Below are 15,398 nucleotides of genomic sequence, written 5' to 3' on the forward strand. Positions count from 1 at the left end.
ATCCCGCCAGACTTGTCAGCCTTGTGGGGGCGGCGATCCAATATCCTATGGCAGGGTCATTATAATCGCATGGGAATAGCGCACCTCGCGTGTGGCCCGCGTCGCGGCGTCATCGAGCGACGATATAGCGATTATGCAATATCATAAGATGCATAATCTATTATCTAGATATACAACGGCGACTAAGAACCGGCCTGCCATTCAATCAGGCCGGCGCAGATGCTTTCCCGTAGAGGACAAGGCGCGTCCGGCTGCAGGAGAGGACATGATGGAATCGACACGCGCCCTGCGTTGGGCACTTCTTGCCACCGTCGCCACCCTTGCGGCACCCGCCGCGGCGCAGGCCCAGGCTGCTCCCGATGACGGCGTTGAGGCGTCGGGCGACGAGATCGTCGTCACCGCGCGCAAGCGCGAGGAAAGCCTGCAGGATGTGCCAATCTCGGTGCAGGCGTTCAGCAGCGCCGCGCTCGAACGCTCGGGCATCAAGGATTTCTCCGAAATCGCGTATCGCGTTCCGGGTCTCAAGCTGAGCGCCGAGCGTGCGGTCGACACCGAATTGTTCATCCGCGGCATCGGCTCCGACATCCAGGGCGCCGGCGCCGACGGCGCGGTCGGCATCTTCCTCGACGGCGCCTATCTGTCGCGTGGGACCGGATCGCTGCTGGACCTCTATGACCTCGAACGGGTCGAGGTGCTGAAGGGGCCACAGGCTCTGCGCTTCGGGAAAAGCGTCGTCGGCGGGTTGATCAATTATGTGACGAAAAAGCCGGGCAAGGATTTCGAGGGGCGCTTCGAGGCGACCTATGGCAATTACAACAAGCTCGACGTCGCCGCTTCGGTGCGCGGACCGGTGTCCGATACGTTCGGCCTCGGCCTGACCGTCAGCTCGCGCAAGCATGACGGCTATGCGACCAACACCCGCGGCGGCGACGAGGAGGACCAGAATGTCCAGTCGGTGCGCGGGCAGCTCCGCTGGCAGCCCGACGCGTCGCTCGATATCAATCTTTCGGCCGACTATACGCGCCACCGCGACGGCGCGCGCTGGGTCGACATCATCGACCCCGCCGACAGCAACGAGGTCACCTACCTCGGCTTCTATGCGCCGCCGATCGCCGGCCTGCCCGGTTTCGTCCTGCCGAACCGCAACGCGCCGTTCCAGAGCGCCAAGCGCCGGTCGGGCGCGCATAATTTTACCGGCTTCCAGAATTCGGACATGTACGGTGTCAGCGGCAGCATCGACTGGCAGCCAAGTTCCGCGCTCAGCATCACCACGCAGACCGCCTACCGCGATTCATCGCTGGCGGCGCGCGAGGATGGGTCGGGAATGTTTTTCGACTTCGCGATCGATCCGGCGACGACCGCGCCCGATATCACGCCCGCCATGCTGGCCGGGATCGACACCTATCTCGCGACCGTCCCCGACAGCTATTTCGACAGCGGCAAGGCCGAGGACGTCAAGCAATTCTCGCAGGAACTGCGGTTGCGCTGGGACGATGGCGGACCGCTTCGTATCGAAGGCGGCGTCTATTATCTGCGCGAAAAAATTCGCCGCGCCGAGGACGTGAATTTCCTGTTCCCCGACTATCAGGCGATCGAGGAATTCGCCTTTGCGATGGCCTTCGGCGGCACGCCGGGGACGCCGTTTCCGGGCTCCAACCATACGGTGACGACGTCGAAGAACGACAATATCGGCGTCTTCGGCGAACTCAGCTACGATCTGACCGACCAGCTCACGCTCGAAGCGGGGCTGCGCTATGCCTATGACCGCAAGGTCTATTCGAACAACCGGTCGGGCGTGTCGTTCGAGGGTGCGCCGGTCAACTTCGTGGTCGGCGAAACGCGGAGCTGGGACGCCTGGCTACCCAGCGCGACGCTGCGGTTCGAGCCCAGCGACGATGTCACGCTCTATGTGCGCTACGCGAAGGGATACAAGCCCGGCGGCTGGACCGGTGAGGATGCGAATACCCCGGCCGAGGCGCTGGTGTCGTTCGATCCCGAAACGGCGGACAGTTTCGAGGCCGGCGCCAAGCTGGCGCTCGCCGACCGGCGTATCTTCCTGAACGCCGCCGCCTATTACACCACCTACGACAATCTCCAGACCAACCAGTTCCTGTCGCCGGGACCGGGGCTGCCGCCCGACAATTTCGTGTTCAACGCGAAGAACGGCACGCGTGCCTACGGTCTGGAGCTCGATTTCCAGGCGCGGGTGACCGACAGCTTCACGCTGTCGGGGAATTACGCCTATTCGAAGTGCAACTTCACCGGCGAGCTGATCATCGACGACGACGGCACCGACCTCGACGGCAACAGCTGTCGCCGCACGCCCAAACATGCCTTCAGTGTGGCGGCGAACCTCGACCAGCCGATCAGCGACAGCCTGGTACTCGTCGCGGGCAGCGACTTCCAGTACACCGGCGCCAATTTCTTCGACAATCCCAACACGCCGATCCTCAAGTTCGACAGCGAAATCCTGCTCAATGCCCGCATCGGTGTGCGGGACGCCGACGACAAATGGGAGCTGACGGCGTGGGCGAAGAATCTGACGAACGAGCTCAACTTCACGAGCAAGCTCGAGCTGTTCGGCACGATCTATGGGACCTATATCCCTCCGCGCACCTATGGCGTGACCGCGCGGTTCCGCTTCTAGGCAGAAAGGGTCGTCGATGACGGGCAGCAGCAGATATTGGACGGGCGGCGCGGCGATGCTGGCGGCGCTGCTCGCTCCCGCGGCGCTTTCCGCCTCCGACTGGCAGGAGAAACCCGCCGGTCCCATCAATATCCCCGATCCGTGGCTGAAGGCGTGGCAGGAGGCGACGCCCGAAAATCCGCCGAAGGACCCGGTGCCCGGCGTCGATTACGGGATGAATCCCGATGGCAGCTTCCGCCATCCCGCCTCGACGCGTTTGACCACCGACGTTCCGGGCTTTCCCGGTCAGCTCGAACACTGGGACCAGAAGAGCTACGCCAAGAATGTCGAGGTCATCGCCTTCTATCCGGCGGTGACCTCGCCGTGGCACGCCTGGGCCAATGTCGTCGATTTCGGCGGACGGCGGTATCTCTACACGCACGACCGCGACTATCTGCGCATCCTCGACGTCACCGATCCGCGCAAGGCGAAGATCGTCTGGTCGAAAGGGGGCGTCTGGGGTGCCGATGGATCGAGCGAGGACTGGGACGCCGCTGCCGTTGCCGATTACTTCGGTGGCGTCACCGTCGCATGGAACAAAAAGCTCCAGCGCAACGTCCTGATCGCCTCATACGAAATCGGTCGCTTCGGCCTGCTTGAGGACAAAAGGCGCGAGCCCGACAAGGTCGCCGCCCAGCGCCACTATAATTCGCTGAAGGGCTTCAAGGTCTTCGTGATGAACGGGCCGACGCCCGACAAATGGGATCTGATCGCGACGCGGACGACCGACTACAGGCATCCCGACGCGCCGATTGGCGAGCAACAGGGATCGGGCGCGCTCGACGCGGTGACCTGGTGGGGCGGCAAATATATGCTGCTGTCGGCCGCGCCCGACGACAGCTACGGCCTCACCGAATATCCCGACTATCTCTATTCGCCGGGCTATCAGGTCTGGGACATGGACGATCCGGCGAACCCGAAGTTTGTTTCGCAGATCACCGTGCCGGGGCAGGTGATCGGCGACAAGGCGAGCGAGGCGGCGTACCGCGCCAATCCGCGCGCGGGCAACCGGACGAGCTGGATGGGGTCGCGCAACCCGATCGTGCTCACGAAGCCGGTCGAGCAGGGCGGCAAGATCGGCTTCGGCGGGATGGGCGGGCTCGGCTTCTACACCTTCGACCTCAGCGATCCGGCGCAGCCGAAAGCGCTCGGCCATTTAACCGTCCCGCCGAGCTACGCCGGGACCGAGTTCGATAATGTCGATGTCAGCCAGTACGACCGCACCGGCTTCGTCTTCTCGAACGGCTATCCGATGAACGAGAGCTGCTTCGAGCCGTACAAGGATATTTTCTCGATCGACGTGCGCGATCCCGCGCATCCGAAGGTCGCGGCGAAATTCCCGCGGCCGGTGCCGCCGGCGGGCGCGGGCTTCACCGATTATTGCCAGCGGCGGGGCAGCTTCGGGCCGAAGCGGTCGGGCGGGCTCGGCCAGCCCGAGCGCGGGCGGCAGGGGCTGGCGATCTATGCCTTCTACAATGCCGGCATCCAGATTTTCGACGTCAAGGACCCGGCGAAGCCGGCGATCGCGGGCTATTTCGTCCCGCGCTTCCCGACCGAGAAGGAGTTGCCGAGCTATACGTTCGGCAATTCGACCTTTGCCGTGTACACCGAATATGACCGCAACATCATCTGGGCCTTTTCGGTGAACGGCGTATACGCGCTGTCGAGCCCGCTGCTTGGCAAGCCGAACCTTGGTGCCCCGAAGAAAATCTGGCCCGAACGCCGCTGACCCCCTGACCGGAGAATAGATTATGCGCGCATGGACTATCGCGCTGGCGGGAGCATTGCTCCTTGCCGGATGCTCGACCGCACCCGCAAAAAAGGCGGCGGATAAGCCTGCGGAACCCGCGGGGGACAATATCCTCCACATCAGCTGGGGCGGGATCGCGGAGGCCGATCCCGGCGAGGCGAAGCGGCACTGGTCGACCTGGACGATCAACCTCGTCGATGGCGGCGCGGCTTATGGCTGGCTGTCCGACAAGGGCACGACGCTGCCGCACGCGCTCAATTTCGAACTCGCGGGCAACGGCAAGATCGCTGCCGTCGCACTCGACAACCGGTTCGAGCCCGTGGTGCGCGAGGACGGATCGATGTCGCAAACCGCCGAAGGCTCGCCGGTCCGCCGCTTCGCGCTCTTGGGCTCGACCAAGGGGCCGGAAGGGCCGTTCGAAACGCTCGTCGAAGGGGAGGCCAAGGCCGACGCCCGGACGGTCGTGAAACTTCCGAAGGAAAGCTCGGCGCGCTGGCTCCGCCTGAGGATCGACAGCAACTGGTCGGGCAAGGGACCGACGCGGCTCTCAGACCTTGCCGTCATCGGCACGCTCGACCAGCGCGGCGCCGCCGCCGTCGCCGACGTCAGCGGCGTTTATGGCCATGAATATGGCCCGATCGCGCTGCGGCAAAAGGGCAATGAGATTTTCGGCTGCTACAATGACGGGCTGGGTACGCTGCGCGGCACGATCTTCGGCCGGATCATGCGGCTTGCCTGGTTCTCGAGGGAAGAGGGCAGCATCGGCGCGGCGACGCTGGTCGCGGCGAACGGCAAGCTCTATGGCTTCTGGTATCGCCCCGAAGACAAGATGGGGAGCCCGTGGAACGCGGTGCGGGAAGGCGGCCTAGAAGGCGCCGATTCCGGCAAGTGTCGCGCGGCGCTCTATCCGCCTGCCTGATGCCGAGGATCATGCCATGAGCCTGCCGTTTTCCGTTGCCGTGCCGACCGTAGAGATCGCGGGAAGCGACGACCGTTTCCCCGTTCGGCGCATCTTCTGCGTCGGCCGCAATTATGCCGAGCATGCGCGCGAGATGGGCGGTGCGCCCGATCGCGAGCCGCCTTTCTTCTTTTCGAAGCCTGCCGACGCGCTGGTCGAAGCGAACGCGGATATCGCGATGCCGCCGCGCACCGCGAACCTGCATCACGAGATCGAACTGGTTGTGGCGCTTGGCAGCGGCGGCCGCGACATCGGGCAGGACAGGGCCATCGAAACGATCTTCGGCTACGCGGCCGGCAATGACCTGACGCGCCGCGATCTGCAGGCCGATGCGAAGGCAGCTGGGCGGCCGTGGGACATGGCAAAGGGCTTCGACGCCAGCGCCGTGATCTCGCCGATCCGCCGCGCCGACGAGATCGGCCATCCCGCCAAGGCGCGGATCTGGCTGACGGTCAATGGCGAGGCGCGGCAGGAGGGCGACATCGCCGACATGATCTGGCCGGTCGCCGACATCGTCGCCGAACTGTCGACCTATGTCGAACTCAAGGCGGGTGACCTTATCTACACCGGCACGCCGGCGGGCGTCGGCGGTATCGCGACAGGCGATCTGGTCGAGGGCGGGGTCGAGGGCGTCGGGACGATCGCGAACCGCTTTATATAACGCATAGGTATATCGCGGCGGTCATTCGGTATTATTTGTTTATGGCGGACGCGCCTAGGCCGATTGCCAGAACGGCTCTTGCATGAAGGATCGCGCATGAAATCGACCAATGTTGCCCGCAATGTCGTGGGCGCGCTCCGCGACATGGGCGTGCGCCATGTGTTCGGCGTGCCGAGCGGCGGATGGGTCGACTATATGGAGGCGATCCGCACCACCGACGGCATCGACTTCGTGCTGACGAGCCATGAAGGCGGCGCGGGCTTCATGGCGGACGTCTGCGGCCGGCTGACCGGCGTGCCCGGCGTCTGCTTCGGCACCTTTGGGCCCGGCGCGACCAACCTCGCGACGGGGGTCGGCGGGGCAACGCTCGACCGCTCGCCGATGATCGCGCTGACCGACGAAATGCCCGCATCGCTGCGCGGCCGAACGGTACAGATGGCGATCGACCATCAGGCGCTGTTCGCGCCGCTCACCAAGGCGACGATGCGGATCGAGGCCGACGGCGCGGTGGCGACGCTTGCCGATGCCGCGCGCATCGCGCTGTCCGGCCGTCCCGGCGCGGTCCACGTCGGGCTGCCGCAGGGCATGAGCGCGGATGCGGTCGAGGCGGCGACCATCGGCACGATTGCCGCCGATCCCGTGCCTGCTCCCGCAACGGCCGACATCGATGCGCTGGTCGCCGCTTTCACGGTGGCCGAAAAACCCGTTCTGGCAATCGGCCTCGGCGCCGTCCATGCGCGGGTCGAGGACCGCATCGTCGCGCTCGCCGAGCGTTTTGGCCTGCCGGTGCTGCTGACCCCGATGGCGAAGGGCATGGTGGCCGAGGATCACCCCAACTATGCCGGCGTCCTGTTCCACGCGCTGTCCGACATGGTCGGGAAAACCCATGCCGAGGCCGATCTGGTCGTCGCGGTCGGCTATGACCCGATCGAGTTCAATTATGAAAGCTGGATGAAGGACGGGCTGGCGCTTGCGAGCATCGACGTCGTCCCCGCCGATATCGATCGCGACATGCATCCCGTCGTCGCCGAGGTCGTCGGGGCGATCGCCCCCGCGCTCGACGCGCTGCTCGCGCTGCCGGCCGGGCCGAAGGCATGGGATCTCCTGGCACTTGCGGAGCGCAAGGCGGCGATGTTCGCCAAGCTCGTCGGCCGCGACGGGCCGTTCGGTCCGTGCGCCGCGCTCGATGTGCTGCGCGACGTCCTGCCCGACGAGGGCATCATGACCTGCGACGTCGGTGCGCACACGCATCTGATCGGGCAGCATTGGCGGACGCCGAAGCCCGGCACGCAGATCATGACCAACGGCTGGTCGGCGATGGGCTTCGGACTTCCTGCCGCGATCGCGGCGAAGCTCAGCCGCCCCGATACGCCGGTGTGCTGTGTGCTCGGCGATGGCGGCTTCCTGATGACCGCCGGTGAATTGGCGACCGCGGTGCGCGAGAAGCTGCCGCTGGTCATCGTGATCTTCACCGACAATGATCTCGCGCTGATCCGCATCAAGCAGGAAAAGAAGCAGAACCCGATTTACGGCACGCCGGTGCGCGCCGACGGGACGATCGGCGGCCCGTCGCTGTTCGGCGTTCCGGTGACGGTCGCGCGCGATCCCGCCGAGTTCCGCGCGGCGCTCGAGGGGGGCTTTGCCGCCGACGGGCCGGTGATCGTCGAGGCGCTGCTCGACAGCCGCGAATATGACGAACTGGTGCTGCGCAGGGACAAGCCATGATGCATGCCGCGGTGGGCGGGGGCCGATCGCTGCTGATCGACGGTCGCTGGGAGGCGGCGGACGAGACGATGGCGGTGGTCGATCCGTGGACAGGGCGGCCGATCGACGCAGTTGCCTGCGCAGACGCCGGGCATGTCGAGCGCGCCGTCGCGAGCGCGCTGCGCGGGGCCGAGGCGATGCGCCTGCTGTCGACCGGTGAACGCGGGCGCATCCTCCATGCCGCCGCAACCGCGCTCGAAGGCGATGCCGGACGATTTGCCGCCGCGATCACGTCCGAGACGGGCAAACCGATCCGCAGCGCACGGCACGAAGTGGCGCGTGCGGTGAACACGCTGCGCCTCTCGGCCGAAGAGGCGGTGCGGCTCGCGGGCGAGACGATCGCGTTCGACGGCTTTCCGGGCGGCGAAGCACGCTCGGGCCATTATGTCTATGAACCCGTCGGAGTGATCGCAGCGATCACGCCGTTCAACGATCCGCTCAACCTCGTCTGCCATAAGCTCGGTCCGGCCTTCGCCGCAGGCAATGCGGTGATACTGAAGCCTGCCGAACAGGCGCCGCTCGTCGCGATCATGCTGGCGCGGCTGTTGCTCGCCGCCGGACTGCCCGAGGAAGCGCTCTGCCTGCTGACCGGGCGCGGCGCGGATTTCGGCGACGCACTGACGGGTCATGCCGACGTCGCGATGATCAGCTTCACCGGCGGCGCGCGCGTCGGCGAAGCGATCTGCCGCGCTGCCGGGATCAAGCGTCTCGCGATGGAACTCGGCGGCAACGGGCCGGTGATCGTGATGCACGACGCCGATATCGAACGGGCTGCCGCCGCCTGCGCATCGGGCGCATTCGGCGCGGCCGGGCAGAATTGCATCGGCGTCCAGCGCATCTATGTCCACGACGCGATCTACGATGTGTTTCGCGATGCGCTGGTCGCGGCGGCGCGCGCACTGCATGTCGGCGACCCCACCGATTCCGCGACCGACGTCGGTCCGATGATCGGGGTAGCGGAGGCCGAGCGGATCGTCGCGTGGACGGTTGAGGCGGTATCGCGTGGGGCGACACTCCTGACAGGCGGCGAGCGGGCTGGGACGCTGGTTCGGCCCACGCTGCTCGAAAATGTTCCGGGCGATGCGCGCGTCGCGTGTGACGAAGCCTTTGGTCCGGTCGCCAGCCTGTTCCGCTTCGCCGGGCTTGACGAAGCCATCGATGCGGCCAATCGCGCCGACTATGCGATCCACGCGGCGGTGTTCACCGAATCGCTCCGCACTGCGCGCCATGCCGCCGGGCGGCTGCGCGCGGCGGGGGTGATGGTCAATGATTCGACCGACTACCGGCTCGACGCCATGCCGTTCGGCGGGGCAGGGCGGGGCAATATGGGACGCGAAGGTGTGCGCTTCGCCGCGCGCGAAATGTCGCAGACGAAGGTGATATGTTTTCATGACGCTTGATGCCGCCAATCTCGACCGCGCTGCCTGCGCGGCGCTCGATCGCGCCGACCCCCTGGCGCCGCTGCGCGACCGTTTCGCCCTGCCCGAGGGGATGATCTATCTCGACGGCAATTCGCTCGGCGCGATGCCGAAGGGGGCAGCGGCGCGCGCGCAGGACGTCGTGACGCGCGAATGGGGCATCGACCTCATCAAGAGCTGGAACAGCGCCGGGTGGTTTGACCTGCCGGTGCGCCTCGGCGACAAGCTGGCGCCGCTGATCGGCGCCGCGCCGGGCGAGGTCGTGATCTGCGATTCGACGAGCCAGAACCTGTTCAAGGTGCTGTCCGCCGCGGTCGCGCTGCGCCCCGACCGCAGCGTGCTGATCCTCGAGGGCAGCAATTTCCCCACCAACAATTATATCGGAGAGGGCGTCGCCGCGGCGACCGGAGGGCGCGTGACGGTGCATCTCTGCGAAAAGGACGAGATTGCGGGCGCCATAGACGGGGACACGATTGCGGTCGCGATCACCCATGTCCACTACAAGACGGGTCATATCCACGACATGGCGGCGATCACCGAACGCGCCCATGCCGCGGGCGCGCTCGCGATCTGGGATTTGTGCCACAGCGCGGGGGCGATGCCGGTCGACCTGAACGGCGCGGGCGCCGACTTCGCGGTCGGCTGCACCTATAAATATCTGAATGGAGGTCCGGGCTCGCCCGCGTTCCTCTTCGCGGCGGAGCGGCACCAGGGACAGGCGCTGCAGCCCGTGACCGGCTGGTGGGGTCACGCCGCGCCCTTCGCTTTCGAACCCGGCTATCGCCCGCAGCGGGATATTCGCCAGTTCCTGATCGGCACCCAGCCGATCCTGTCGATGGCGCTCGTCGAGACCGGGATCGACATCCATCTGGCAGCCGACATGGCGGCGATCCGCGCCAAGTCGATGGCGCTCACCGACCTGTTCATCCGCCTCGTCGAGACGCGCTGCGCGGGGCACGGCTTCACGCTCGCCTCGCCGCGCGCGGCGGCCGCGCGCGGCAGCCAGGTATCCTTCGCGCACGTCGAGGGCTATCCGATCATGCGTGCGCTGATCGCCGCGGGCGTGATCGGCGATTTCCGCGCGCCCGACACGGTGCGATTCGGATTCGCTCCGCTTTATGTCCGCCATGTCGATGTGTGGGATGCGGTCGACCGTCTCGCGGCGATCATGAATGGCGACATCTGGAAGCAATCGGAATATCAGGCACGCGAAGCCGTCACCTGAACGGCGCGCAAGGGGTAGCACAATGGATGAACAGGCTTATCTGGACCGCGAAGCGGGGCTCGAGCGCGGGCTGAGCAAGGCGCAGATCATCATGATCGGCCTTGGCGGGGCGATCGGCACCGGCCTGTTCATGGGGTCGGGGATCGCGATCGGCTATGCCGGGCCGGGCGTCCTCGTCAGCTATATGATCGCGGCGCTGATCGCGGTGATCATGGTGTTCAGCCTGTCCGAAATGGCCGTGGTCCATCCGACCGCCGGTTCGTTCGGCACCTATGCCGAAATCTACTTGGGGCCGCTCGCAGGTTTCGTCGTCCGCTATACCTACTGGATCCAGCAGATGCTGCTGATCGGCAGCGAAGCGGTCGCGGTCGGCATCTATATGGGCTGGTGGTTCCCCGATATGCCGGTGTGGATGTGGGCGCTCGGCAGCGCCGCGACCGTCGTCTGGGTCAACACGCGCGCAGTACATAATTTCGGGTCGGTCGAATATTGGCTGACCGTGATCAAGGTGTCGGCGATCGTCGCCTTCATCATCGTCGGCCTCAGCCGCATCGCCGGGATCGTCGGCGATCCGATCGGCCTGCACAATGTGACCGGGCTTCCCGGCGGTTTCCTGCCCAATGGCTTTTCGGGCGTATGGCTGGCGGTGCTGATGGCGCTCTTCTCCTTCATGGGACTCGAGTTCGTGGTCGGCACCGCGAGCGAGGCGAAGGATCCGAAGACCGCGATTCCTGCCGCGCTGCGCACGATGGCGGGACGATTGTTCCTCTTCTACATCCTCGCGCTCTTCATCATTGTCGCCTTCCTGCCGTGGACCCAGTCGGGGGCGAAGGTCGTCACCGAAAGCCCCTTCGTGAAGATGTTCGCGAGTGCGGGCATCCCCTATGCGGCGGGGATCATGAATTTCGTCGTCGCCTCGGCGGCGCTGTCGGCGATGAATACCAGCATCTACCTCGGGTCGCGGATGCTCTTTTCGCTGGCGCGCGGCGGTTATGCGCCGCGCGCGTTCGGCGAACTCAACGCGCAGCATGTGCCGATGCGCGCGACGATCGTCACCGGCATCGGCATCCTTGCCGCGGCGTCGCTGTCGATCCTGACGCCCTACGCCTATAACTATCTGTTCGGGATTGTGCTTTTCGGCGGACTGCTCGTGTGGAGCGCGATCCTCGTCAGCCACCTGCGGTTCCGGCGCCGGCATGACGCGAGCAGCTTGCCCGTGCGGATGCCATTCTTCCCCTATGCGCAGATATTGGGCCTCGGACTGCTCGGCGCGATCACGGTGACGATGGCGATCGACGCCGATTGGCAGGTGGCGGTGTTCGCGGGCGTGCCATGGCTGATCGCGATCACTGCGGCCTATTTCGTCTGGCGGCGACTGGCGGGCGGCTCGGCGAGCCCGTCCTGATCCTGGCCCAGCTCGGCGCGGATCTCCGCAGCGACCTCACCGACGACCTCCATGAAATAGGCGGCCGCCGCGGATAGCTCGACATTGGCGTGCATCGTCGCGCCGATTCTGGAATTCGCGCCTTCGAGCGTCACTGGCAGCGCGACGAGCCCGGCCTGTCCGATGCCCACCTGATGCGGCATCGCCGCGAGCATGTCGGTATTTTTCAACAGCGCATGGTTGGTCAGGATCGAAACCGATTCGATCACGTCGAGCGGCGGTTCCAGGTCTTCGTGGCGAAACGCCTGGTCGATCTGGCGACGTAACGACGTCTGCGTCGGCGGCATCACCCACGCCTGATCGACGAGGTCGGCGAGGGTGAGCGATGCACGGGTCGTGAGCGGGTGGCCTTCGCGAACCATGATCGATACGGTGTCGAGATAAAGCACTTCCTGCCTCAGTCCCTCGCGCTCGCGATATTCGGGCAGGCGTCCCAAGACGACATCGATGTCGCCGGTGCGCAGGCCCGGCATCAGCCGGTCGATCGTCCCCTCGGCCACGGTCACCGCGATCCCCGGCCGTCGCTCGCGGAGCCGCGCGAGCGCGCGCGGAAGCAGCGAGGTCGAGGCCGCGAGCAATGTCCCTACATGGACGCGCCCCGACAGGCCTTCCTCCAGCGATTGCAGTTCCTCGCTGGCGTGGCGGAGCTGGGCGAGGATCAGCTTGGCGTGCTTGATCATCACGCGGCCGAAATCGGTCGGGGTCACACCGCGCGACGAGCGTTCGAAAAGCTGGACGCCGAGCGCGTCCTCCAGCTCCTTGATGCTTTTCGTCGCGGCGGGCTGGGCGATGTTCAGCGCCTGCGACCCCTTGAGAACCGTGCCCTCGTCGGCGATGGCGGTGAGCAGGCGTAGCTGGCGCAGCTTCAGTCGGCTCAGCAGGAAATTCTCGTGAAATTTAGGCATCGCGCATCTCCCGCCCCGTTGGGGACAGCTATAGCCTTTTTGTAATAGCGTGGGCAAGTCTCTGGATTATTGTTGATAGCTGAGCGGGGTTACTCACCCTCATGGCCCGCACGCATCGGCGACCGGCGGGCTGACCACGGGACAGGGGTGCGGCGACAATCATGACGGACGATGGCGCAAGGCAGGCGGCGGTGATCGACATGCACAGCCACTTCTTTCCCGCGATGGACGCGGCCTATCGCGCGCGTGCGCAGGAGGAGGGACTGCCCTGGCTGCGTGACGATGGGGCGGGGAAGGGCTTCATCATGCAGGGCGACAAGGAGTTCCGCCCGGTCGACGATATTCTCTGGGATCCGGCGCGCCGGGTCGAGGCGCTCGACGAGCAGGGCATCGACCTCCAGATCATCTGCGCGACCCCGATCATGTTCGGCTACAGCCGCCCGGCCGGTCTGGCGCTCGACTGCGCGCGCCGCTTCAACGACGAGGCGCTGGTCTTTTGCAGCCATGCGCCGAGCCGGATGAAGGCGCTGGCGCAGGTGCCCTTGCAGGACATCGAGCTGTCGTGCGCCGAAGCGAGCCGGGCGATGGAGAGCGGTCATCTGGGGGTCCAGATCGGCAACCATATGGGGCTGCGCAACCTCGACGACGAGGGCATCCTGACCTTCCTGACGCATTGCGCCGAGATCGGCGCCGCGGTGCTGGTCCATCCGTGGGACATGATGGCGCGCGAGCGGATGCCCAAATATATGCTGCCCTGGCTCGTCGCGATGCCTGCCGAGACGCAATTGTCGATCCTGTCGCTGATCCTGTCAGGTGCTTTCGATCGCTTGCCCAAGAGCCTGCGCATCTGTTTCGGCCATGGCGGCGGCAGCTTCGCCTTCCTGCTCGGGCGGGTCGAGAATGCGTGGAAATATCGCGATATTGTCCGCGCCGATTGCCCCAATCCGCCCTCGAGCTACGTCGACCGTTTCTTCGTCGATTCAGCGGTCTTCGATCCGCGCGCACTGAGCCTGCTGATCGACGTCATGGGCGACGATCGCGTGCTTCTGGGCTCCGACCATCCGTTTCCGCTCGGCGAGCAGGACATAGGCGCGCTGGTGCGCGGGCATAACGGGCTGACCGCGGCACAGAAGGCGAAGATCTTCAGCGGCAATTCGCGCGCCTTCCTGAATCTTTGAACCTCAGCAGCGAACAAGGAAAGGCCGCCGGAGCGATGCTCCGGCGGCCTTCGAGTTTCGAGGGGGAGGCCTCGCCTGTCAGGCGGCCGGCGGCGCGCCCTTGAAGCTCTCGGTCCCGGCCCAGCCGCGTTCGGAAACGTCGACCATCACATTCTCTGGCCCGGTCATCTTGTATTCGGCGTTGTCCTTCGCCGGATTCTTGCCAAGACCCTGCGCCAGATTGACGTCGTGGCGCGGCGCGTAGCCCGAATTTTCGAAGCGCTCGACGACCGCGGCGATGTCGTCGCACTGAAAGCCGATGTGGTGCAGCCCCGTGTAGCCCTCGGGAAACTCCATCCCGGCGGCGGGGCGGTTCTTGAAGCAGAGCAGCGCGATATTGATGTGGCCGTCGGTCACATAATAGCCGCGCGCATTGCGGCTATCGATCTTCCCGGCGAGGGTCCAGCCGAGCACGTCGGTGAAGAAGCCGACCGAGTTGTCGGGGTCGGCGGATGCGATCGCGACGTGGCGGAGACGGGTGGTCATGGGTTTGGCCTTTCTAGGTTCCGATGCGGATGGGGCTGACGAGATCGTGGAGCGCCGCGACGATGCTTTGCGCGGTGATCCGGCCGGTGCCGGGGTTCTCGACAGTGGGAATATTCTCGATCGCGAGTTCGAGGCGCGCGCTGTCGGAATCGACGACGATGCGGTGCGTGTTACGTTCGAGCGCGGGGTCGGCCCAGATTTCGAGCCGCGTCCGGTCGGGGCCGATGCCCGCGAGGCCGAGCGCCGCTGCAACATTGACGTTGGCGGGAAAGGCGATGGCGCCCTCGCGCGCGCTGCCCTCGAAGATCTTGAGCGGTTCGGCGAGGGCGGCGAGGTCGATGTTGTTGCGCACGACATGCTCGGCCTTGACCAGTGACTTTACCGGCTTGCGCGTCACCATCGTCACCGAGTGGATCGTGCCGATCGCGGCGGCGCGGACGGCATCGAGGCCAAGCAGGGCGCCGGTGGCAAGGACGATGCGACCGCCATGCGCGCGCGCGATATCGACCGCCTCGGGCCATTGCATCAGCGCCGCGCCGCTGACCGTGACCAGCGTCTTGCCGGCGGCGAGCGTCGCGGTGGCGATATCGCGAAAGGCGGCCGTCGGTGCGCTGTCGACGACAACGTCGGACAGCGCGACAAGCTCTTCGGTGCCGACGACCGGCACCGGACGTTTCAACGCGGTCATCGCGGCTTCGGCGCGCGCCCGGTCGCCCGCGGATACGGCGGCGAGGGTCAGCGGCGGCCCGCCTGCTTCGATATGGCGCGCGACGACGCGGCCGATGGTGCCGAATCCGGCGATGCCCACTTGTGTCATGCCGACCGCGCTACGGCGTCTCTCATATGCCGGATAATATTGATTGGCCGGCCTCCTATTCCCAAAA

General features: G+C 65.8%; 12 protein-coding genes. 9 read left to right on the forward strand and 3 right to left on the reverse strand.

Features of this window, described 5'->3' with window-relative positions; translation table 11 throughout:
* The first annotated feature begins 268 nt into the window (after positions 1-268).
* The 8 genes from QOL68_RS16185 (at position 269) to QOL68_RS16220 (ending at position 11,867) form a co-directional block, all read left to right on the forward strand.
* Entirely contained in the window at positions 269-2,647 is a 2,379-nt protein-coding gene (locus tag QOL68_RS16185) for a TonB-dependent receptor (RefSeq protein ID WP_283404329.1), read from the forward strand.
* Between the two features lie 16 nt (positions 2,648-2,663).
* Positions 2,664-4,415: an LVIVD repeat-containing protein gene (locus tag QOL68_RS16190; protein WP_282950093.1), complete on the forward strand. Its 1,752-nt coding sequence runs from the start codon at positions 2,664-2,666 to the stop codon at positions 4,413-4,415.
* A 22-nt stretch (positions 4,416-4,437) separates the two neighbouring features.
* Positions 4,438-5,355 carry a hypothetical protein gene (locus QOL68_RS16195; protein WP_282950094.1) on the forward strand — a complete coding sequence of 306 codons (918 nt, stop codon included), beginning with the start codon at positions 4,438-4,440 and terminating at the stop codon, positions 5,353-5,355.
* 16 nt (positions 5,356-5,371) lie between these two features.
* Entirely contained in the window at positions 5,372-6,055 is a 684-nt protein-coding gene (locus QOL68_RS16200; protein ID WP_282950095.1) for a fumarylacetoacetate hydrolase family protein, read from the forward strand.
* Positions 6,056-6,151: 96 nt separating this feature from the next.
* Positions 6,152-7,780 (forward strand): thiamine pyrophosphate-binding protein, encoded by a 1,629-nt coding sequence (locus QOL68_RS16205; RefSeq protein WP_282950096.1) that lies wholly within the window; start codon positions 6,152-6,154, stop codon positions 7,778-7,780.
* The gene (locus tag QOL68_RS16210) at positions 7,777-9,219 is read left to right on the forward strand and encodes an aldehyde dehydrogenase family protein (RefSeq protein WP_282950097.1); all 1,443 of its coding nucleotides are present in this window, start codon (positions 7,777-7,779) and stop codon (positions 9,217-9,219) included. The genes QOL68_RS16205 and QOL68_RS16210 overlap by 4 nt, the downstream gene beginning before the upstream one ends.
* Entirely contained in the window at positions 9,209-10,462 is a 1,254-nt protein-coding gene (gene kynU, locus QOL68_RS16215) for a kynureninase (RefSeq protein ID WP_282950098.1), read from the forward strand. Before QOL68_RS16210 ends, kynU begins: the two co-directional genes overlap by 11 nt.
* Positions 10,463-10,484: 22 nt before the next feature.
* Entirely contained in the window at positions 10,485-11,867 is a 1,383-nt protein-coding gene (locus QOL68_RS16220; protein WP_282950099.1) for an amino acid permease, read from the forward strand.
* On the opposite strand, the gene QOL68_RS16225 is transcribed toward QOL68_RS16220, so the two are convergent.
* Positions 11,819-12,811, reverse strand: coding sequence for a LysR family transcriptional regulator (locus QOL68_RS16225; protein ID WP_058454810.1), 993 nt, complete (start codon positions 12,809-12,811; stop codon positions 11,819-11,821). The genes QOL68_RS16220 and QOL68_RS16225 overlap by 49 nt on opposite strands.
* A gap of 161 nt (positions 12,812-12,972) precedes the next feature.
* On the opposite strand from QOL68_RS16225, the gene QOL68_RS16230 reads away from it, so the two are divergent.
* Entirely contained in the window at positions 12,973-13,989 is a 1,017-nt protein-coding gene (locus tag QOL68_RS16230; protein WP_282950100.1) for an amidohydrolase family protein, read from the forward strand.
* Positions 13,990-14,067: 78 nt separating this feature from the next.
* Here the strand turns inward: QOL68_RS16230 and QOL68_RS16235 are convergent, their stop codons facing one another.
* Both QOL68_RS16235 and QOL68_RS16240 read right to left on the reverse strand, forming a co-directional pair.
* Positions 14,068-14,514, reverse strand: coding sequence for a VOC family protein (locus QOL68_RS16235; protein ID WP_058454809.1), 447 nt, complete (start codon positions 14,512-14,514; stop codon positions 14,068-14,070).
* Positions 14,515-14,527: 13 nt separating this feature from the next.
* Complete coding sequence (locus tag QOL68_RS16240; RefSeq protein WP_282950101.1) at positions 14,528-15,331, reverse strand: aspartate dehydrogenase; 804 nt, start codon at positions 15,329-15,331, stop codon at positions 14,528-14,530.
* Positions 15,332-15,398 lie beyond the last annotated feature (67 nt).

It is taken from the genome of Sphingopyxis sp. Geo25, assembly GCF_949769135.1.
Classification (GTDB): Bacteria; Pseudomonadota; Alphaproteobacteria; order Sphingomonadales; family Sphingomonadaceae; genus Sphingopyxis.

Excerpts from the sequence above, each read along its gene's own strand:
- QOL68_RS16230 (WP_282950100.1), top strand. The coding sequence starts at position 12,973 with ATGACGGACGATGGCGCAAGGCAGGCGGCGGTGATCGACATGCACAGC.
- QOL68_RS16190 (WP_282950093.1), top strand. The coding sequence starts at position 2,664 with ATGACGGGCAGCAGCAGATATTGGACGGGCGGCGCGGCGATGCTGGCG.
- QOL68_RS16200 (WP_282950095.1), top strand. The coding sequence starts at position 5,372 with ATGAGCCTGCCGTTTTCCGTTGCCGTGCCGACCGTAGAGATCGCGGGA.
- QOL68_RS16235 (WP_058454809.1), bottom strand. The coding sequence starts at position 14,514 with ATGACCACCCGTCTCCGCCACGTCGCGATCGCATCCGCCGACCCCGAC.
- kynU (WP_282950098.1), top strand. The coding sequence starts at position 9,209 with ATGACGCTTGATGCCGCCAATCTCGACCGCGCTGCCTGCGCGGCGCTC.
- QOL68_RS16240 (WP_282950101.1), bottom strand. The coding sequence starts at position 15,331 with ATGACACAAGTGGGCATCGCCGGATTCGGCACCATCGGCCGCGTCGTC.
- QOL68_RS16195 (WP_282950094.1), top strand. The coding sequence starts at position 4,438 with ATGCGCGCATGGACTATCGCGCTGGCGGGAGCATTGCTCCTTGCCGGA.
- QOL68_RS16220 (WP_282950099.1), top strand. The coding sequence starts at position 10,485 with ATGGATGAACAGGCTTATCTGGACCGCGAAGCGGGGCTCGAGCGCGGG.
- QOL68_RS16205 (WP_282950096.1), top strand. The coding sequence starts at position 6,152 with ATGAAATCGACCAATGTTGCCCGCAATGTCGTGGGCGCGCTCCGCGAC.
- QOL68_RS16185 (WP_283404329.1), top strand. The coding sequence starts at position 269 with ATGGAATCGACACGCGCCCTGCGTTGGGCACTTCTTGCCACCGTCGCC.
- QOL68_RS16225 (WP_058454810.1), bottom strand. The coding sequence starts at position 12,811 with ATGCCTAAATTTCACGAGAATTTCCTGCTGAGCCGACTGAAGCTGCGC.
- QOL68_RS16210 (WP_282950097.1), top strand. The coding sequence starts at position 7,777 with ATGATGCATGCCGCGGTGGGCGGGGGCCGATCGCTGCTGATCGACGGT.